Origin of the sequence: Enterobacter sp. FUJ80071 (genome assembly GCF_038739915.1) — a bacterium.
In the GTDB taxonomy this organism is placed as follows: Bacteria; Pseudomonadota; Gammaproteobacteria; order Enterobacterales; family Enterobacteriaceae; genus Enterobacter; species Enterobacter kobei.
In genome coordinates, this window is sequence record NZ_JBBXKH010000001.1 from 3,410,991 (window position 1) to 3,431,070 (window position 20,080).

The window sequence follows — 20,080 nt, forward strand, 5'->3', positions numbered from 1 at the left end:
AGCCGCCTTTTTATTGTGTGATTAATTCACACTATGATTATTTTACTTATTTAAGTGCTCTTGCAATTCTTACTGAATGTCATTTACGAAGCATGCCTTCGATAAAATCTTTCCAGTTCCCCAGTTCACGTTCAATCATAACAACCTCTCTTATTATTATGCGCATTCTACGAAAACGTATCATCATTGTGAAGACTATTTAACCAATTGCTGTGATTGTACCCCGCCACCGTTGGGGATTTATGATAAATATGAATGGAGAATCTTAAATTTTGTGTGACGGCCAGCAATATTTTGAAATAACCCTACGAACGGGTGAGCTTTATTTTACTCGCTGAGTTTGTTAGCAATTTATACCCGATGGACATCTATGCTTAAATGATGAAAGAATATTCAGCGTACAGATGTGCGTTGAATTAAGCAGACGTGTAAATCCAGAGTATTCCTGAATGTGTTATATTCTGCTTAAGGATATATCTTCGAATTTATTGAACATTTAATGGTCATAAGGACAAAAGGATTCACCATGGTTGTGATGTACGGCATTAAAAATTGCGACACCATCAAAAAAGCCCGCCGCTGGCTGGAAGCGAACCACATCGAGTACCGCTTCCACGATTACCGTGCCGATGGGCTTGATGCAGATTTTCTGCATAACGCCATCAATGAACTGGGCTGGGAGGCACTGCTTAACACCCGCGGTACCACCTGGCGTAAACTGGACGAATCCCTGCGCGCCAGCATCGTTGATGCCGACAGCGCGGCAAAACTGATGCGTGAAATGCCGGCAATTATCAAACGCCCATTGCTCTGCAAGCCAGGTCAGCCTATGCTGCTGGGTTTCAGTGAAACCCTTTATTCTGACTTTTTCGTTGAGGTGTAGTGTATGTCATGCCCGGTCATTGAGCTGACTCAACAGCTTATTCGCCGTCCTTCCCTTAGCCCGGACGACGCAGGTTGTCAGGCATTAATGATTGAGCGCCTGCGTGCCATCGGTTTTACCGTTGAACGCATGGATTTTGGCGATACTCAGAACTTCTGGGCGTGGCGCGGCCAGGGTGAAACGCTGGCGTTTGCCGGGCATACTGACGTCGTTCCCGCAGGTGACGCAGATCGCTGGATTAACCCGCCGTTTGAACCGACCATCCGCGATGGCATGCTCTTTGGCCGCGGCGCGGCAGACATGAAAGGCTCGCTGGCGGCGATGGTGGTCGCGGCTGAACGCTTTGTGGCTCAGCATCCGAACCACAAAAACCGTCTCGCGTTTTTGGTCACCTCCGACGAAGAAGCCAGCGCCCATAACGGTACCGTGAAGGTGGTTGAAGCGCTGATGGCGCGCAACGAGCGTCTCGACTACTGTCTGGTCGGCGAGCCGTCCAGTACCGAAGTGGTGGGCGATGTCGTGAAAAACGGTCGCCGTGGCTCACTGACCTGTAACCTGACCATTCACGGCGTTCAGGGACACGTTGCTTATCCACATCTGGCCGATAACCCCGTTCATCGCGCTGCGCCAATGCTGAGCGAACTGGTGGCGATTGAGTGGGATAAAGGTAACGAGTTCTTCCCCCCGACCAGCATGCAGATTGCTAACGTCAAGGCCGGGACCGGCAGCAACAACGTGATCCCGGGGGACTTCTTCGTCCAGTTCAACTTCCGCTTCAGCACCGAACTGACCGATGAGATGATCAAAGCGCGCGTTGTCGCGCTGCTGGAAAAATATCACCTGCGCTACACCGTGGACTGGTGGCTTTCCGGCCAGCCGTTCCTGACGCAGCGCGGCAAACTGGTTGATGCGGTGGTGAACGCCATCGAGCACTATAATGAAATTAAGCCACAACTGCTGACGACGGGTGGCACTTCAGACGGACGCTTTATCGCCCGTATGGGAGCTCAGGTTGTCGAACTGGGGCCAGTAAACGCAACCATTCATAAAATAAATGAGTGTGTTAATGCGGCAGATTTGCAACTGCTGGCTCGTATGTATCAACGTATTATGGAGCAACTCGTCGCCTGACGAATGCTCTGAGAGGAATAGCGAATGGATTGGCTTTCAAAGTACTGGTGGATTCTGGTGCTGGTTTTTCTGGTCGGCGTACTGCTCAACGTGATTAAAGACCTTAAGCGCGTTGACCACAAAAAGTTTCTTGCGAACAAGCCGGATCTCCCGCCACACCGCGATTTTAACGACAAGTGGGACGATGACGACAACTGGCCGAAGAAAGACCAGAAGAAGTAATTGTTAATCTCACCCCTCCCCCTAACCCTCGCCCCTGTGGGGAGAGGAACTGGGGGGGAGGGGGAAAGTGCCTACATAAACTCAACAATATTATCGTCATTCGGCTTGCCGCCGCTGAGCGCTTCATCAAAGTAGTGCTTCGGTACGGTATAACGCAGATGATCGAGCGCGAATTGCATGCTGCGGTCGTCAATCGCATGGCCCAGATCGTCAACGATATCCAGCGTCACATCCCCACCTTCACGAATCAATGCTTCCTGAGCGGCAACTGCATGTGAAAGCTCAATGACCCGGTCTTCACCACCGTGGATCAGATGGATCGTGGTCTGCGTGGTCGCACTCGTCGGCAGCGTCGCAAAGCGGCCGTTAAACGCGATCACCCGAGAAACCAGACCCGGCTGCGCTTTCACACTTTCCAGGGACATGATAGATCCCTGCGAGAAGCCAATCAGCGCGGTCGCGTCAGCACCCACGCCGCTCTGCTGCTGCCAGTAGCGTACGATGTCGATAAACGTGGGCATGATGGCATCAATGCGCGCCTGACGGTTCTCCTCCGTCACGCCCTGAACCGGGAACCACTGTCGTCCGTTCGGACCACACGGTTCTACGCCGCCGATGCTGACAATCAATGCTTCAGGGAAAACAGGCGCAAACCAGCTACCAATCTGCCCCATATTGACGGCATTATCGCCAACACCATGAAACAGAAGCAGTAACTGTTTAGCCGGTTTGTCAGGGCTTTGAACAACAAAATGGTCGTGTTTCATGGCGGTCTCCTTAATTGATGAGCAGGATTTTACGCCTCTGCGGGGTAATGACCATGCCACTTTACTGAAGAAGTCATTGAAAAAATTGCCATTGCAAAATGTCTGCTTTCAACTGCTGGCAGCGCGAATAATCAAGGCTCTCAAGCGCTTGCGCGGTTTCTTCGCGAAGCTTTGCCAGTAACGCTTTTCGCCCGACCGCTTCGCTTCTCCCCTCGATTTTCCCGCGCAGCGCGGGAAGCGGCATATCTGTGGCTAACAGCAACCGCGTCAACGCGGCTACCGAGGTTGAAAACGCCCGGTGCGCAAAAGCAAACCCCGCCAGCTCCAGCCAGTCGTCACTATTAAGGGTAGCTTCCCAGGCATCAGTCACCGGGATCTTTTCGCCATTCCAGGCCGACAGGACGCGCATATCGCGGCATAAACGCCGATGTGCCTGCGTACACAGTTGATGCCCGGCTTCGCTCTGCGGCAGCAGCGCCATCGCCGTGTAACACCCGCTGCTGGCTTCCCGATGGCTGCCCATTCGCACCAGCACAAACCCGCACCGCTGCCAGAAACGCCACAGCTCGTCGGTATAACCAAAACTCACGGAGAGATAATCTTCACCGCTGGCGTTCAGGATCAGCCGCTGACCGATGCCTTCCCGCTGACGACGGGGATGAACCGCAATGCGGCTAATCCGTCGGCCTTTCAGCGTCGCCGCAAGAGGCGTTCCGCCGTGCGCCGCCAGCGACTGCGCCACAAGGTTTCCGCGTGGACGACGAGAGCCCGCCCACACCGCCCGGCTGAGTTCGGGGGACAATCCGCCCTCGTCCACCAGCCAGAGCGCGCCCGCAATATCAGCCCCCGCGTCCGCAACAGCAAAGTGCTGGCCGGGGGCGTCCATCATCCGGCGTAAATCGAGCGGTGAGGTCCGGTAGTGGGCAGCACAGAGCAGTTCATAAACGCTTGCCACTCGTGCCGGGTCGCTCTCCCACTCTTGTGGCTCCAGAGACCTTACAGACACCTCACCTTCCGGTTTGTGGTCGATAAGCGCATCGTCAAACAGCAGCGTATTCGCCACGATCCGTTCAAGCGGACATCCGGCCGCCCAGCGAATGGGGGTGGATAAGGTATAACGCTGCAGCCCACTGAATCGGGCGCAGAACTTCAGCAGAAATCCCCTGCCCGTCCCTTCGTAACCCTGAACCGTAGTGGTCAGTAATACGCGGGGAAAGCGTGTCACCAGCTTCTCCAGCAGCGGGCCTGGGATGGCTGCCGCTTCATCGACAATCAGCCAGTCGGCCTGCAGCGTGGAGTCCAGCAGCGCATCGGGTGCCATAAAGTGAAAACGCTCGCCCGCGAAACGCGCGATGACATCCGCTGCGCCTTTCGCCGGGGCCGTCACCACCGCACTCCCCTGGATGCTGCCCAGCAGCATCCCCGCCAGCGCTGACTTTCCGCGTCCGCGAGGTGCCGTCACGGCAGCGATGCCCGCAGGCATGACCAAAAGCGCGTCGAGGATCGCCGCCTGCTCACGCTGCGGCTCACCGCTGGCGGGCTGCCAGGCGGGTAAATCTGGCGCAGCGGGAAGCGTCAGGGGATGATGCTGTTGCCAGACGATCGCATCCGTATCGGCGGCAAGCGTCCGGCAAAAATGGTGAACAAAGTGCGGGGTAGCGATCGGCTCTGCGCTGTCACTCCAGCGCACAGAATCGCTGTCTGGCCTGTCGGCCCAGCCAGAGAACGGTGGTACTCGCAGTACGAGGAGGCTCCCGGCGCGCAACGTTCCGCTGAGTGCGGCGAATGCGGAGACGTCAAACCCGGCATGCGCGTCAAACACAGCATGCAGGTATTCGCGTCCCAACAGTCCGCCGATGGCTTTAGACGGGTTTTCATTCAGCCACAGCCAGTCTCCCGGTAAAGCATCACGCAGGGCGGTGGCCTGGCTCAGCGTCCACGGCTCATCGCCCGTGAGCACCACCAGACGGCGGTGCCCGGTTCGCTCAAGCTCGCGTATCAGATGTGCAAACGACACCATCACATGGCTTTGCCGAAGGTATTACACTGGGCAGGATCACCGCTGTCAAAACCGCGTTTAAACCAGCTGTAACGCTGTTGCGACGTACCGTGAGTGAAGCTGTCCGGTACGACACGTCCCTGGCTTTGCTGCTGAAGACGGTCATCGCCGATGGCCTGCGCCGCGTTTAATGCCTCTTCAAGATCGCCGGATTCCAGTACGCCCTGCTGCTGCATGCTGTGCCCCCAAACGCCTGCGAAGCAGTCCGCCTGCAGTTCCATCTTGACGGAAAGACGATTCACTTCAGCCTGAGACGCATTTTGCTGTAGCTGACGCACTTTTGGCTCAATGCCCAGCAGCTTCTGCACATGGTGCCCGACTTCATGCGCGATCACGTAGCCCTGGGCAAAATCACCGTCAGCGCCAAGCTTGCGTTTCATGTCATCGTAAAAAGAGAGATCGATATAGACGGTGCCATCTGCCGGGCAGTAGAACGGCCCCATCACAGATTGACCGGTACCACATCCGGTACGGGTTGCGCCCCGGTACATCACCAGTTTCGGCTGCTGATAGGTGCGCCCCATCTTCTCGAACTGCTGACCCCATGTATCTTCAGTGGTCGCGAGAATAACGGAGGTAAATTTGGCCGCTTCATCTTCGTTCGGGCTGATGGAGCGCGGAGACTGTGGTTGCTGTTGCAGCGGCTGACCGGTCATCAAACCGGTGAGGTCGACCCCGTAATAGCCAGCGACCAGCACCACAATCAGCAGGATGATACCGCCCTTGCCGCTGGGTAGCCGAAAGCCGGGTCCCCCCATTGAAGGACCGCCGCCGCCATCACTGCGCCTGTCTTCTACATTGTCACTTTCACGACGCCCTTGCCAGCGCATAACCACCTCGAACTATTCCATTAATAATAGCTATGATCGTAGGCGGTTAACGGCAAGATTACCATAGGAAACAAAGGTAAGACGCCAAAGGATGCAAACATCCTTTGGCAAGTGAGGGAGTTAGTCGAGCTTAACGCCTAAACGGTGAGCAACCGCTTCATAGGCTTCAATCAGGCCACCCAGGCTCTGACGGAAACGGTCTTTGTCCATTTTATCCAGGGTTTCTTTGTCCCACAGGCGGCTACCGTCCGGGGAGAACTCATCACCCAGCACCACTTCGCCTTTGAACAGACCGAACTCCAGCTTGAAGTCGACGAGGATCAGGCCCGCATCGTCAAACAGCTTTTTCAGCACGTCGTTGGCTTTGTAGGTCAGCTCTTTCATGCGCGCCAGGTTCTCTTTATTGACCCAGCCGAAGGTTTCGCAGTAGGAATCATTGACCATCGGATCGTGCATGGCATCGTTTTTCAGGAACAGGTCGAACAGCGGTGGATTCAGTTCGATACCTTCTTCAATACCCAGACGCTTCACCAGGGAGCCCGCTGCACGGTTACGAATAACGCACTCAACCGGAACCATATCCAGTTTTTTCACCAGACATTCCGTATCGGACAGCAACGCTTCCATCTGAGTCGGGATACCCGCTTCGGCCAGTTTGGTCATAATGAAGTGGTTGAACTTGTTGTTCACCATGCCTTTACGATCGAACTGCTCAATGCGCGCGCCATCCCCTGCTGACGTATCATTGCGGAACTCGAGCACCAACAGATCCGGGTTTTCCGTGCTGTATACGGTCTTCGCTTTGCCACGATACAACTCAGCTTGCTTCTGCATCTTCATTACTCCTGGTGTGATGATTTGTGTTCAAAACTGGGCATATTATGCCACGCACACGTTTGCGTAGCACGAAAATAAAAAGGGCGGGATTAACCCGCCCTCGTATTTATTTGCTGAATGCTGCCTGGAAGACAGCGACCAGCGCATCGTTCTGCGACTGGGTCAGCGTGTGACCTTTTGGATCGATAAACTGCAGACTACTGCGGTTATCAAGGTCGCCTACCTGAATCTTGTAATCACCGGAGGCAAGCTGAGGATCTTTGGCGCCCAGCTCTAGCCATGCACTGTCGGACAGTGGCTTATAGGTTGCCGTCATGCTACCGGTTGAACGGGTGCTGTCGGTCACTTTCATGCCCACTTTTTCCAGCGTCGCTGGCAGACGCTGCCAGGTCTGGTTAAACGGTGCACGCACCACCAGCATTGGCAGGCCGGTATCGTCCGCACCGCTCTGAACGTCGAAGGTGACGCCGTTACGGCTCTGCGCCGCATTTGCGGCATCAGTCGCAGTCTTATCCAGACCCGCGGCAATCACGTTCAGCATTTCAGTGCTGTAACGCTGCAGGGAGGCGGCATCCGCAACCGGTTTGCCCGCCTGCTCCAGGTTTAACAGCTTAACGTTAACCGCCTGCTGATAACCCTGTGGTTTAACGGAGACTTGATAACGTCCACGGTACTGCTGATCTTCATCCAGCCGGTTCCACTCGATCCAGTCGGTGGTTAAGGTCTGGCTGGCGTCATCGCGTTTATCAATGGTGTAGTTCTTCGCCTGAATAACGCTCACCACCTGTGGCCACAGATTGCTTCCGCGCGCGCTTTCAACCAGCAGAGACGCCGTATCACCGGTGAACTGGGTACGCGCTCCGCTGACCAGCGCCAGAGGCTGAGCTGGTGGACGAATATCAAGCGCTTTACCCACCAGGCCACTGCCATTAGTGACGGGGATATTATAATCGCCGTTCTGAATCGGCAGGATCATACCAGCCGGTGCATGAAGTTCAGCAAGCGGGGTCGCATCCAGATAGGATTCATCACCGCTCACCTGGCGCTTGTAGCGCGAGTCTGAACTACAGGCAGCGAGCAGCATAACAAGCGAAACACTCGCAACCTTCGCCAGGCGCGACTTCTGTACTGAATAAGCCATCAAATCTCCCTAAACTTTACAGCAAACCGGCATGCTTCAGCGCTGCCCTGACGATGTCGCGACCGTGGTCGGTAATCGGTGTCATTGGCAAACGCAGCGTATCGGATGCTACAAGTCCCAACTCCTTACACGCCCATTTCACGGGGATCGGATTGGGTTCGACAAATAATTTATTGTGCAGCGGCATCAGGCGCTGGTTAATGACGCGTGCCTCATCAAAGTGACCGGCTGCGGCCAGTTTGCACATTTCAGCCATATCGCGCGCCGCAACGTTTGACGTTACGGAGATCACGCCATGACCACCGAGCTGCATAAAGTCCAGCGCGGTCGCATCATCACCACTCAACAGGATAAAGTCGTCTGAAACCAGCTCTTTGATCTGATGAACGCGGCTTAAGTTCCCTGTCGCCTCTTTAATACCGATAATATTTTTTACTTCCGAGAGACGACCAACGGTTTCCGGCAGCATATCGCAGCCAGTACGGGACGGCACATTATACAGAATTTGTGGCAAGTCAGTATGTTCAGCGATGGCTTTGAAGTGCTGGAACAAACCTTCCTGGGTAGGACGGTTGTAATAAGGGGTCACCGTCAGACAGCCTACGATGCCGCTGTCATTAAAACGTTTGGTCAGGCTGATCGCTTCTGCGGTTGCATTAGCGCCTGTCCCCGCGATGACCGGAATACGTCCGTCAGCCAGCTCCAGGGTCAGCATAACCACATCGCCATGCTCTTCGTGGCTCAGCGTTGCAGATTCACCGGTAGTCCCTACCGAAACGATCGCCGAGGTTCCATTGGCGACATGGTAATCAATCAGCTTCTTCATGCTAGACCGGCAGACGTTACCTTTTTCATCCATCGGTGTTACAAGCGCGACAATACTTCCCGTGAACATGAGCCATCCTCTGTGCGAACAAGAGCCTCAATGGTACGTTTGGAACTGTAATAAAAGCAAGCGACCTGAGGCCCTCAGGCGGTTGTATGCATGTTTTTTTTATGCTTTCCTTAGGAAGACTTAACCATGCAAAGGAAGAACAGGTTTGACAACCTCATCACAACATTACCTGGTTATCACTGCGCTGGGTGCCGACAGGCCGGGTATCGTGAACACCATCACCCGTCACGTGAGCAGCTGCGGCTGTAATATCGAAGACAGCCGTCTGGCAATGCTCGGCGAAGAGTTCACGTTTATCATGCTGCTGTCCGGAACATGGAATGCCATTACCCTTATTGAATCCACCCTGCCGCTGAAAGGCGCGGAGCTGGATTTGCTGATCGTGATGAAACGCACTACCGCGCGCCCGCGCCCGGCCATGCCCGCTACCGTCTGGGTGCAGGTTGAAGTCACTGATTCCCCGCATCTGATCGAGCGTTTTACCGCGCTGTTCGACAGCCATCAGATGAACATTGCCGAGCTCGTTTCCCGCACGCAACCGGGCGACGAGAGCACCGTTCCCACGCTCTTTATTCAAATCACTGCACACAGCCCTGCCTCACAGGATGCGTCAAATATCGAGCAAGCGTTCAAAGCCCTCTGTACAGAATTAAACGCGCAGGGCAGTATAAGCGTCGTCAATTATTCGCAGCACGAACAGGATGGAGTTGAGTAATGAATCCACTGAAAGCCGGTGACATCGCACCGAAATTTAGCTTACCGGATCAAGACGGTGAGCAAGTAAATTTGACCGACTTCCAGGGACAGCGTGTTCTGGTCTATTTCTACCCGAAAGCCATGACCCCCGGCTGCACCGTACAGGCCTGCGGCTTACGCGATAACATGGACGACTTGAAAAAAGTCGGTGTGGAAGTGCTGGGTATCAGCACCGATAAACCAGAAAAGCTGTCACGATTTGCGGAAAAAGAGCTGCTGAACTTTACGCTCCTTTCCGACGAAGACCACCAGGTTTGCGAGCAGTTTGGCGTCTGGGGTGAGAAAACGTTTATGGGTAAAACCTATGACGGCATTCACCGCATCAGCTTCCTGATTGACGCTAACGGTAAAGTTGAACATGTGTTTGACGACTTCAAAACCAGTAATCACCACGACGTGGTGTTGAACTGGCTGAAAGCAAACGCCTGATCAACAGCAAAAAGGCAACGTCAGTTGCCTTTTTTAATGTTTGCTCCCTCTCCCGTGGGAGAGGGTTGGGGTGAGGGCATCAGCCCGCACAAAATCTACTTCTCTTCCACCGCCGGTACATCCGGCCATGCGTGCACCACCGCTTTAATCAGCGTGGCCAGCGGAATCGCAAAGAACACGCCCCAGAACCCCCACAGCCCGCCGAAAATTACCACGGATAAGATAATCACCAGCGGATGCAGGTTTACCGCTTCGGAGAACAGCACCGGTACCAGCAGGTTCCCGTCAAGCCCCTGAATAATCAGGTACACCGCGAAGCAGCTCCAGAACTCCGTCCCCAGACCAAACTGGAACAGCGCGACGCCCACCACCGGAATGGTGACCACAAATGCGCCGATGTACGGAATCAGGACCGAGAATCCCACCAGCACGGCCAGCAGCAGCGAGTAGTTGAGGCCGAAGATCACGAAACCAATCCAGGTTGCTACCCCCACCACCATCATCTCCAGCACCTTGCCGCGAATGTAGTTAGTGATCTGCTGGTTCATCTCTTCCCAGACCTGCCCCGCCAGCCCGCGGTTGCGCGGCAAAATACGCCGCACGGCGTTAAGCATCTGGTCTTTATCTTTGACCAGGAAGAAGACCATCAGCGGCACGAGCACGAGGTAAACGGCCAGAGTGAGCAGCCCCACCAGTGAGGCCAGCGAATATTTCACCACCGAGTCGCCCATCGTCATGATGCGGGCACGCATGTTTTCCGCCATCGCGTCGATGATACCAGCGTCCATCAACGCGGGATAACGGCGCGGCAGGGTGGCGGCGAAATCAGAGAGCTTATTCAACATGCCGGGCATATCGCGGATCAGGTAGATCCCCTGCTGCCAGGCCACGGGCATCACCACGAAGGCCATCAACAGCAGAATGCCGACAAACAGCACCAGGACGATGCTTGCCGCCCAGCGACGAGAACAACCGATATGTTCTAGGCGCGCCGTTGGCCACTCCAGCAGATACGCCAGCACAATCGCCACCAGGAGAGGCGCGAGAAGGCCGCTGAAGAAGAACAGAATACCGAACCCGGCAACCAGAATAACCAACAAAGCAATGGCTTCCGGGTCACTGAACCGACGCCGGTACCACTGCATTAACATTTCGAGCATACAACCCTTCCCTGAATCGAATGGCGGGAGTGAGACGGTGAATTGTATCTAACTGTCACAAAAAAGACTTTCGCTTTTTGTATCCCTGTCACAATCCGCAAAAGCCTGATGAATGGGATTTTCTTCATGCTGTAACACAGCTACACTCGCAGGGCAGCAGAGATGAACGATATGGCGGTTCATCGGTCAAATTAGCACATCCAACATACAGGACAGTGGTTATGTTCAGGCAGTTGAGAAAAACACTGGTTGCAACACTGATTGCCGCAGTGACGGTCGGTCAGGTGTTGCCCGCTTTCGCTGACTCGTCCGACTCATTGCCGGACATGGGCACCACAGCAGGAAGCACGCTCTCTATCGGGCAAGAGATGCAAATGGGCGATTACTATGTTCGCCAGCTGCGCGGCAGCGCCCCGCTGATTAACGATCCGTTGCTGGTACAGTATATTAACGGGCTGGGGATGCGTCTGGTGGCGCACGCCGACTCGGTCAAAACGCCCTTCCATTTCTATTTAATCAATAACGACGAAATTAACGCCTTCGCCTTCTTTGGCGGGAACGTGGTGCTGCATTCGGCATTATTTCGCTACTCTGACAACGAAAGCCAGCTGGCTTCAGTGATGGCGCACGAAATTTCACACGTCACCCAGCGCCACCTGGCGCGTGCAATGGAAGACCAGAAGCGCAATGCCCCGCTCACCTGGGTGGGCGCGCTGGGTTCTATTCTGCTCGCAATGGCCAGCCCACAGGCGGGGATGGCGGCACTGACCGGTACGCTGGCCGGAACGCGTCAGGGGATGATCAGCTTCACCCAGCAAAACGAACAGGAAGCGGACCGTATCGGCATTCAGGTTTTACAGCGTTCGGGCTTTGACCCGCAGGCCATGCCGAGCTTCCTGGAAAAACTGCTCGATCAGGCACGTTACTCTTCCCGTCCACCGGAAATTTTACTCACCCACCCGTTACCGGAAAGCCGTTTGTCGGACGCGCGTAACCGTGCCAACCAGATGCGCCCGGTCGTCGTGCAGTCGTCTCAGGACTTCTACATGGCGAAAGTGAGAACGCTCGGCATGTACAACTCCGGGCGTAACCAGCTTACCAGCGATCTGCTGGACACCCTGGCGAAAGGCAACGTGCGTGAAAAAAACGCCGCACAGTATGGCCAGGCATTACAGGCGATGGAAGCCAGCAAATACGACGACGCGCGTAAAGCGCTGCAGCCCCTGCTGGCCGCAGATCCGAATAACCCATGGTATCTCGATCTCTCGACGGATATCGATCTGGGGCAGAAGAAAACCACCGATGCGATTAACCGCCTGAAAGGGGCGAAAGACATACGCACCAACCCGGTGCTACAGCTAAACCTGGCTAACGCTTACTTACAGGGCGGTCAGCCAGCGGAGGCTGTGACCATCCTGAACCGCTATACCTTTAACAATAAAGATGACCAGAACGGCTGGGAATTGCTCGCCCAGGCCCAGGGGCAACTGGGTAACCGCGATCAGGAGCTGGCCGCGCGTGCTGAAGGCCTGGCGCTGGCGGGTCGCCTCGATCAGGCGATTTCCTTGTTGAGCAGTGCCAGCTCGCAGGTCAAACTCGGCAGCCTGCAACAGGCCCGCTACGACGCGCGTATCGACCAGCTGCGTAGTCTGCAACAACGCTTTAAGCCGTACGAGAAGATGTAATCAAGGAGAAGTCATGACAGACGCGGTAAAAATTTATCATAACCCTCGCTGCTCTAAGAGCCGCGACACGCTCAGCCTGCTGAAGTCTAACGGTATCGACCCTGACGTGGTGTTGTATCTCGACACACCGCCGGACGCGCAGACGCTTCGTCAGCTGCTGCACATGCTGGGAATGGGCAGCGCGCGCGAACTGATGCGCCAGAAAGAAGATCTGTATAAGTCACTGAATCTGGACGACACGTACCTCAGCGAAGACCAGCTGATTCAGGCGATGGTTGAGAATCCAAAGCTGATTGAGCGCCCGATTGTGGTGGCAAACGGTAAAGCACGCATCGGCCGTCCGCCGGAAGATGTCCTCGACATCCTCTAGTCCTTACGCCGCAGCGCTTCCAGAAACGCCTGCGGCGTACTTTCTCCCAGTTTTTTCTGCGTTTTACCCCGGTTATAAAACTCGCATAGCGTGATAACGACCTCTCCAGCCGGTTCATCATTCACTCGCGGAATAATATCCCGGAGCGGTAGCGCCACCTGCAGCGCATTGTGCTTGTGTGGATGAGCGTTAACAACAACGTCTTGTGCAGGCAGCGTCGGTTCAAAACCGAAAGTCTCAAGAGATTGTATATCAGCGGGGCAGGCCTCCAGCAGCGCGCGCGTCCAGGTAGTGAGCAACTGCGGTGAAAGACCCGCATAGAGCCGGGCATAACACCAGCCGCTCACCGGTTCGCGCGCCCAGAGCAGGTGTTGTTCGCCCCCATCATCCATATGCAGCGACAAAGGCTGATGATACAGCAGCAGCGTATGCGGCCTGATGCCAGCTTTCAGCGCCTTTTTTCCCTGCAACGAAGCCCCTTTTTGTTTCGCGGGTGCCGGTTTGAGATAGCGACTCAGCGTTGCCCGTGAGACGGGGATGCCCAGGATGTCGTTAACTATCTGCAGCAATTCATCTAATGGCGCACCTGATATGTCGCGCAGGGCATTAACCAGTGCAACCTGCTCTTGTCTCAGCGCTTTGTGTATCACTTTTGGCGTAGTGTGGTTATCCGAAACCCGATCGCGGTTGCGCCAGCGCCTGACGGTAGTGACCGAGATCCCCAGCTCAACGGCCAGTTCCCGGTCGCTTTTATCAGACTGCTGAAGGTAGCGGCGGATGCGCGGCGTGGTGGTGGCATTGGCGTGCAGTTTGATTTCCATTCCAATCCTCCTGAAACTAATCTGATGAGATTTATATTATACAAGCGATTGCTTTGTGACCGATTTCACCTTTCGCTCACCGCGCTTCACTGATAATCCACAGACATAACATAAACAACACCCCTCAATCTTGTACGGAGTTCACAATGAACAATGTTCTGGGATTTCTTGAAGCAAAACTGATGCCGCTGGCGGCGAAAACGGCCCAGCAGCGCCATCTCGGGGCCATTCGTGGTGCCTACGTTTCATTCATGCCATTTATCATCGTCGGCTCCATTCTGCTCGTCATCTCGTCGTTCCCGAATCAAACCTATCAGCAGTTTATGTCTCAGGCCTTTGGTGAGAGCTGGAGCGCGATTATCGAAATTCCGTTCAATGCGGTCTTCTCCACCATGTCGCTGTTTATCAGCTTCCTGGTCGCCTTCCGCCTGGCCGAACACTATGGCGAGGACCGTATCTCCTGCGGCATCCTGGCATTGGTCGCATTTTTAATCCTGACGCCGTTTATCAAAGTGGCGGAAAACGGCGGCATTACCGTCATACCGGTAGAGTGGATTGGCAGCAAGGGGCTGTTTGTGGCGATGATCGGTTCGCTGCTATGGACGGAACTGTTCTGCTGGCTAAAGCGCAAAAATCTGGTCATTAAAATGCCGGACGGCGTGCCGCCTGCGGTGCAGGAGTCCTTCGCGGCGCTGATCCCGGCCCTGCTGGTCATGATACTGGTGCTGGGTATCCGCATCATCTTCGAAAATACCCACTACAACACCATCCATCAGTTCATTTACGAGGTGGTCGCCACGCCGGTACGCCACTACGGCACCTCTTACTTTGGCGCGCTGATGACCGTATTCAGCATCACTATTCTGTGGTCAGTGGGGATTAACTCCGGCTCGATGATCAACGGCATCATTCGTCCGCTGTGGATGGAAAACCAGACCGATAACATCGCCGCCATTCAGGCGGGCACGACTCCGCCGCACATTATTACTGAACAGTTTTTTGACATGATCTGGATGGGGGGGGCGGGCGCCACGCTGTCGCTGGTGATTGCGATGCTGATTTTCGCCCGCAGTAAAAACATGCGCGAAGTGGCGCGCCTCGGCGCGGGGGCGTCGGTGTTTAACATTAACGAGCCGATCCTGTTTGGCCTGCCAGTGATCATGAACCCGATCATGCTTATTCCGTTCAACCTGGTGCCGCTGGTGCTGGTTACCGTGCAGTATGCGGCGATGAAAATTGGCGCGGTCGCCGTCACCACCGGGGTGTTTATCCCCTGGACGCTGCCACCGGTCATCAGCGGTTTTATCGTTACCGGGCACCTGAGCGGCAGCGTGATGCAGCTTATCAACCTGCTGATTGGCGCCATGTTGTACCTGCCTTTCATGCGTATCGTGGACAAACAGTACCGTGCTGCGGAGCTGAGCACGGTCACGCAAACTGACACCACCCTTGCAAAACAGGAGTAAAGCATGTGGGGAATTATCGCAACCTGGCGAATGGCGCTTGAAGGCGTAACGGAATCTGCATCTGCCCTGGCGGCGGGAAAACCGGTCTCAGCAGCGGTGGTGGATGCCGTCGCTGCCGTGGAAGACTTCCCGCTGTATAAATCCGTCGGCTATGGCGGGCTGCCTACCGAAAACGGCGAAGTCGAGCTGGATGCGGCGTACATGGACGGCGACACGCTGGCGTTCGGTGCCGTAGGAAATCTGGTGGATATCGCCAATCCGGTGCGCGTGGCGCACGCGCTGAGCCGCCAGCGCTACAACAGCCTGCTGGTCGGCCAGGGCGCACGTGAATGGGCACTGAGCCAGGGCTTTGCCGACAAAACCATGCTCACGGAGCGCGCCATGCAGCACTACCGCAAGCGCTGCCGCGAGACGCTGGATAAAGGCTTAAGCCCGTACGACGGACACGATACCGTCGGCATTATCGGTCTTGATAAGCAGGGTTCCATGAGCGTCGCCACCTCCACCAGCGGCCTGTTTATGAAAAAACGCGGCCGCATTGGGGATTCCCCTATTATCGGCTCCGGCTTTTACTGCGACAGCGAAACCGGTGCCGCTACCGCCACGGGCGTCGGTGAAGATCTGATGAAAGGCTGCACCAGCTACGAAATCGTTCGCCGGATGGCGCAAGGTATGTCGCCGCAGCAGGCCGCAGATTCAGTGGTGTTCGAGCTGGAAGATAAGCTGATGTCGCGCTTCGGTCGCGCGGGCGATCTTTCCGTGGTGTGCATGAATAACAAGGGCGAGTTCGGCGCCGCGACGAATATCAAAACCTTTTCGTTTGTGGTGGCGACGGCTCGACAGCCTCTCACCGTTTATCGCACAGAGCGTCTGCGGGAAAAAACGCATTATCACGCGGTAGACGATGAATGGATGCAGGCCTATGCCACGCGGATCCGCGCCCCGATTGAGGAGTCATGATGATTACATATCAACTCATTACCGCACTTTCCGACGCAAAGCCGCAAAGCCATTTCATCGCCCGCACCGCCTGTGCGCATTTGCCGCAAACTGCGCTTATCGCGGAAATGCGCGAGTCCAGCGGCATCGCTGACGCCCGCTTTGGCTGCGCCCCTTTTGCCCGGATCACGCTGCTCCCGGATGCGCTCTGGCACGATAGCCTGACAGAAGGATTGCTCACGGCGCTGCGCCCGCTGCTGGCCTCACCCGTGAGTCCCGATGTGATGCTGGATGTGACAAATATCGACGACGTCGTGCTGGCGCAAGTGCTGCGTTTTCTCTTTAATCAGGCGCACCGGCTAAGCGATTTGCAGCTAAAGAAAACCGACGATGACGTCCGTATTGCGCATATCACCGCCCTCTGCCTGCCGGAACAACAGGCGAAGCTGGAGGGTGTTTTCCGCCAGCAGCAGGCTATCGCGCACGGCATGGTCGCGGCACGACGTCTGGCGGATATCCCCTCTGACCGGTGTACGCCGCAGTTTGTGGTAGAAGAGGCACTAAAGCTCTGCGCCCTCTTCCCCGCCCTGCGCTGCGAAGTGCTCAACGAAAAAGAGATTGTTGAGCACGGCCTGGGTCTACTGCACGCCGTCGGCAAAGGAGCCACCTGCCCGCCACGTCTGCTGGCGATGCATTATGATGGCACTCACGACGGCCCGGTGCGCTGCTATGTGGGAAAAGGCATCACCTTTGATACCGGCGGTCTGTGGCTAAAAGAAGGTGCGGGCATGTACACCATGAAATATGACATGTGCGGGGCGGCTAACGTGCTGGGGCTGATGCTCACCGTGGCAGAGCTGGGATTACCCGTACGCATAATGGGCGTGCTGGCACTGGCAGAAAATGCCATCGGCCCCAATGCCATGCAGCCCGGCACGGTGGCAACAGCCTGCAACGGCACCACGGTTGAAATCAACAATACCGATGCTGAAGGTCGACTGGTGCTGGCAGATGCCATCGCCTGGGCCAGCCAGCGGCATTCGCAGGCGCGCTATATTATTGATATGGCGACCTTAACCGGTGCAGTCGTGAAGGCGCTGGGGTATGAGCTAAGCGGGCTAATGACGCAGGATGAACCGCTGCGCAGTGCGCTGACGCAGGCAGGGAAACAGAGTGGCGACGAAGTGTGGTCCCTGCCGCTGGATGCGCGGTTGAAAAAGCAGACCGACAGCGCCATCGCCGATCTGTGCAACACGCCAACCAACAATGCGGCGATAAGCGCCTCGGCGGCGTGGTTGCTGCATCACTTCTGCCCGCCAACCATTCCGTGGGCGCATCTGGATATCAGCGGCACGGCGCTGTGGCGTGAAGGTGGACGGAGCGTGGCATCAGGACGGCCGATTCCGCTTCTGGTTGAACACCTGATGGGGGATCTTTAGCCGGGTGGCGGCTGCGCCTTACCCGGACTACAAAGAGCACCTGTAGGCCCGGTAAGCGTAGCGCCACCGGGCGAAAACACTCAAAGCTTAAGGATATCTTTCACAAACGGAATGGTCAGCTTGCGCTGGGCGGTAATGGAAGCGCGGTCGAGCTGATCGAGCGTATCGAACAGGGTGCGCATTTCCCTGTCCAGGCGCTTGAGCAGGAAACGGCCCACGTCTTCCGGCAGCTCAAAGCCACGCTGCTTTGCGCGCAGCTGTAATGCCTGAAGCTTATCTTCATCCGACAGCGGCTGGAGCTTGTAGATTTGCCCCCAGTCCAGACGTGACGCCAGATCCGGCAACCCAAGATTGAGCTGGCGCGGTGGACGATCGCCGGTGATCAGCAGTCGGGTTTTGCCCGACTCCAGAATGCGGTTATAGAGGTTAAAGATCGCCATTTCCCACGGCTCATCCCCCGCCACGCATTCGATATTATCGATGCAGACCAAGGAGAGATGTTCCATTCCCTCCAGCACGTCAGGCACGAACCAGGTACGTTTATCCAGCGGCACATAGCCTACCGCATCACCGCGCGCCGAAAGCTCCGCGCAGGCGGCATGCAACAGGTGGCTGCGCCCCGCGCCTTCGCGTGACCAGATATAGATGTATCCGCTGTGCTCCTGGCGCAGCACGTTTTGCAGTGCAGCCAGTAAAGAGGGGTTATCACCCGGCCAGAAACTCGCAAAAGTTTCATCGTCAGGGAGATAGAGTGGCAGAGAGAGCTGTGCCGGTCCGTTCAGAAGTACCTCAACCAGATCTTACGTAAAATCGGAACGGAGTTTAACACGGAACCAGCAAGGAGAGAACCGGGCGGATCGTCCACCCGGTTAAAGGATCAATGTGGCGCTTTTTCGCTTTCGTCAGCGTCCAGGACCACCTCTTCCGGGCGGATCACCGAGATCAGCTTGAAAATCAGGCTCAGGCCCACGCCGACGATGGTCGCCAGCGCCATGCCTTTCAGCTCGGCCGCACCGATGTGCACCTTCGCACCGCTCACGCCGATAATCAGAATGACCGAGGTGAGGATCAGGTTCTGCGCTTTGCTGTAATCCACTTTCGATTCAATCAGCACGCGAATCCCGGAGGCACCGATTACCCCGTACAGCAGCAGCGAGACGCCGCCCATGACCGGCACCGGGATGATCTGAATCGCTGCCGCCAGCTTACCCACGCAGGAGAGCAGAATGGCAATAATCGCCGCGCCGCCAATAACCCAGGTGCTGTAGACGCGGGTGATTGCCATCACGCCGATGTTCTCACCGTACGTGGTGTTTGGCGTGGATCCGAAGAAACCAGAGATGATGGTGGAGAAACCGTTCGCAAACATGGAGCGGTGCAGACCCGGGTCGCGGATTAAATCACGCTTCACGATGTTCGCCGTTACTACCAGGTGGCCGACGTGCTCCGCAATCACGACCAGTGCGGCGGGCAGAATGGTGAAGATAGCAAACCACTCGAAGCGCGGGGTGTAGAAGGTTGGCAGCGCGAACCAGTGCGCCTCGGCAATCGGCGTGGTATCCACCACGCCCATCACGAAGGAGAGCGCATAACCCGCCAGCACGCCGATCAGGATCGGGATAATCGCCATAAAGCCGCGGAACAGCACGGAGCCAAACACCGTCACGCCCAGCGTCACCATCGAGATAATGATGGTTTTAGAATCCGGCGATTGCCCGTCCGCAGGCAGCAGACCGGCCATATTCGCCGCCACGCCCGCCAGTTCGAGACCGATGACGGCAACGATTGCGCCCATCGCTGCAGGAGGGAACATCACGTCCAGCCAGCCGGTACCGGCTTTCTTCACAATGAAGGAGACCAGGCAGAACAGTACGCCACACATGATAAAGCCGCCCAGCGCCACTTCATAACCCAGCGGCAGCAGCAATAGCACCGGAGAGATAAAGGCGAAGCTCGAACCGAGATACGCCGGGATTTTGCCTTTACAGATAAAGAGGTACAGCAGCGTACCGATGCCGTTGAACAGCAGCACGGTAGCCGGGTTAATGTGAAACAGGATTGGCACCAGCACGGTTGCGCCAAACATGGCGAACAGGTGCTGCAAACTAAGCGGGATAGTCTGTAAAAGCGGCGGTCTTTCACTCACCCCGATAGCACGGCGCGTCATAGTGTTTTCCTCTGAGTTTTGTTGTTGGTGTTTTATTCAAAAAAAAGCCGACTATCAAAGTCGGCTTTTTTATCGTTATTCGA

Annotated in this window: 21 protein-coding genes; 10 read left to right on the forward strand and 11 right to left on the reverse strand. The window is 55.9% G+C overall.

What is annotated here, in order from left to right; genetic code table 11:
* Positions 1-79: 79 nt before the first annotated feature.
* A complete protein-coding gene (gene ypfM, locus AAER43_RS16550) occupies positions 80-139 on the reverse strand; it encodes a protein YpfM (protein WP_015572204.1) in 60 nt (19 codons plus the stop codon).
* Between the two features lie 387 nt (positions 140-526).
* Between ypfM and AAER43_RS16555 the strand changes: the two genes are divergently transcribed.
* From AAER43_RS16555 to AAER43_RS16565, 3 genes are read left to right on the forward strand one after another with little or no spacing between them, the layout of a single operon-like run.
* Positions 527-883: an ArsC family reductase gene (locus AAER43_RS16555; protein WP_014884760.1), complete on the forward strand. Its 357-nt coding sequence runs from the start codon at positions 527-529 to the stop codon at positions 881-883.
* 3 nt (positions 884-886) lie between these two features.
* Positions 887-2,014, forward strand: coding sequence for a succinyl-diaminopimelate desuccinylase (dapE, locus tag AAER43_RS16560; protein ID WP_014884761.1), 1,128 nt, complete (start codon positions 887-889; stop codon positions 2,012-2,014).
* A gap of 24 nt (positions 2,015-2,038) precedes the next feature.
* Entirely contained in the window at positions 2,039-2,236 is a 198-nt protein-coding gene (locus tag AAER43_RS16565; protein ID WP_050861891.1) for a YpfN family protein, read from the forward strand.
* Between the two features lie 71 nt (positions 2,237-2,307).
* Here AAER43_RS16565 and ypfH read toward each other — a convergent pair whose 3' ends face one another.
* The 6 genes from ypfH to dapA form a co-directional block, all read right to left on the reverse strand.
* Complete coding sequence (ypfH, locus tag AAER43_RS16570; RefSeq protein ID WP_014884762.1) at positions 2,308-3,003, reverse strand: esterase; 696 nt, start codon at positions 3,001-3,003, stop codon at positions 2,308-2,310.
* Positions 3,004-3,076: 73 nt separating this feature from the next.
* On the reverse strand, positions 3,077-5,023 hold the full coding sequence (locus tag AAER43_RS16575; protein ID WP_050861890.1) for a GNAT family N-acetyltransferase: 1,947 nt from the start codon (positions 5,021-5,023) through the stop codon (positions 3,077-3,079).
* Complete coding sequence (locus tag AAER43_RS16580; protein ID WP_014884764.1) at positions 5,023-5,892, reverse strand: neutral zinc metallopeptidase; 870 nt, start codon at positions 5,890-5,892, stop codon at positions 5,023-5,025. The genes AAER43_RS16575 and AAER43_RS16580 overlap by 1 nt, the downstream gene beginning before the upstream one ends.
* 120 nt (positions 5,893-6,012) lie before the next feature.
* The gene (purC, locus tag AAER43_RS16585; protein WP_008501631.1) at positions 6,013-6,726 is read right to left on the reverse strand and encodes a phosphoribosylaminoimidazolesuccinocarboxamide synthase; all 714 of its coding nucleotides are present in this window, start codon (positions 6,724-6,726) and stop codon (positions 6,013-6,015) included.
* Between the two features lie 109 nt (positions 6,727-6,835).
* Entirely contained in the window at positions 6,836-7,870 is a 1,035-nt protein-coding gene (gene bamC, locus AAER43_RS16590) for an outer membrane protein assembly factor BamC (RefSeq protein ID WP_014884765.1), read from the reverse strand.
* 16 nt (positions 7,871-7,886) lie between these two features.
* The gene (gene dapA, locus AAER43_RS16595) at positions 7,887-8,765 is read right to left on the reverse strand and encodes a 4-hydroxy-tetrahydrodipicolinate synthase (RefSeq protein WP_014884766.1); all 879 of its coding nucleotides are present in this window, start codon (positions 8,763-8,765) and stop codon (positions 7,887-7,889) included.
* 145 nt (positions 8,766-8,910) lie between these two features.
* On the opposite strand from dapA, the gene AAER43_RS16600 reads away from it, so the two are divergent.
* Positions 8,911-9,480: a glycine cleavage system transcriptional repressor gene (locus AAER43_RS16600; protein WP_014884767.1), complete on the forward strand. Its 570-nt coding sequence runs from the start codon at positions 8,911-8,913 to the stop codon at positions 9,478-9,480.
* Entirely contained in the window at positions 9,480-9,950 is a 471-nt protein-coding gene (bcp, locus tag AAER43_RS16605) for a thioredoxin-dependent thiol peroxidase (RefSeq protein ID WP_050861889.1), read from the forward strand. The genes AAER43_RS16600 and bcp overlap by 1 nt, the downstream gene beginning before the upstream one ends.
* A gap of 95 nt (positions 9,951-10,045) precedes the next feature.
* On the opposite strand, the gene AAER43_RS16610 is transcribed toward bcp, so the two are convergent.
* Positions 10,046-11,110, reverse strand: a complete 1,065-nt coding sequence (locus AAER43_RS16610) for an AI-2E family transporter (RefSeq protein ID WP_014884769.1) — start codon at positions 11,108-11,110, stop codon at positions 10,046-10,048.
* A 221-nt stretch (positions 11,111-11,331) separates the two neighbouring features.
* On the opposite strand from AAER43_RS16610, the gene bepA reads away from it, so the two are divergent.
* Together bepA and arsC are read left to right on the forward strand one after the other, a co-directional pair.
* Complete coding sequence (gene bepA / locus AAER43_RS16615) at positions 11,332-12,795, forward strand: beta-barrel assembly-enhancing protease (RefSeq protein WP_014884770.1); 1,464 nt, start codon at positions 11,332-11,334, stop codon at positions 12,793-12,795.
* 13 nt (positions 12,796-12,808) lie between these two features.
* On the forward strand, positions 12,809-13,165 hold the full coding sequence (arsC, locus tag AAER43_RS16620) for an arsenate reductase (glutaredoxin) (RefSeq protein ID WP_045281130.1): 357 nt from the start codon (positions 12,809-12,811) through the stop codon (positions 13,163-13,165).
* Here the strand turns inward: arsC and AAER43_RS16625 are convergent.
* Entirely contained in the window at positions 13,162-13,986 is an 825-nt protein-coding gene (locus AAER43_RS16625; RefSeq protein WP_023331052.1) for a transcriptional regulator, read from the reverse strand. The two genes, arsC and AAER43_RS16625, sit on opposite strands and share 4 nt — an antisense overlap.
* A gap of 146 nt (positions 13,987-14,132) precedes the next feature.
* Between AAER43_RS16625 and celB the strand changes: the two genes are divergently transcribed.
* From celB to AAER43_RS16640, 3 genes are read left to right on the forward strand one after another with little or no spacing between them, the layout of a single operon-like run.
* On the forward strand, positions 14,133-15,452 hold the full coding sequence (gene celB, locus AAER43_RS16630) for a PTS cellobiose transporter subunit IIC (protein WP_023337590.1): 1,320 nt from the start codon (positions 14,133-14,135) through the stop codon (positions 15,450-15,452).
* A gap of 3 nt (positions 15,453-15,455) precedes the next feature.
* Positions 15,456-16,412 (forward strand): N(4)-(beta-N-acetylglucosaminyl)-L-asparaginase, encoded by a 957-nt coding sequence (locus tag AAER43_RS16635; protein ID WP_050861888.1) that lies wholly within the window; start codon positions 15,456-15,458, stop codon positions 16,410-16,412.
* The gene (locus AAER43_RS16640; RefSeq protein WP_050861887.1) at positions 16,412-17,830 is read left to right on the forward strand and encodes a leucyl aminopeptidase family protein; all 1,419 of its coding nucleotides are present in this window, start codon (positions 16,412-16,414) and stop codon (positions 17,828-17,830) included. Before AAER43_RS16635 ends, AAER43_RS16640 begins: the two co-directional genes overlap by 1 nt.
* A gap of 80 nt (positions 17,831-17,910) precedes the next feature.
* On the opposite strand, the gene AAER43_RS16645 is transcribed toward AAER43_RS16640, so the two are convergent.
* The gene (locus AAER43_RS16645; protein WP_213014348.1) at positions 17,911-18,612 is read right to left on the reverse strand and encodes a DnaA inactivator Hda; all 702 of its coding nucleotides are present in this window, start codon (positions 18,610-18,612) and stop codon (positions 17,911-17,913) included.
* Positions 18,613-18,707: 95 nt separating this feature from the next.
* Positions 18,708-19,997 (reverse strand): uracil permease, encoded by a 1,290-nt coding sequence (gene uraA, locus AAER43_RS16650; RefSeq protein ID WP_014884776.1) that lies wholly within the window; start codon positions 19,995-19,997, stop codon positions 18,708-18,710.
* Positions 19,998-20,080: the final 83 nt, after the last annotated feature.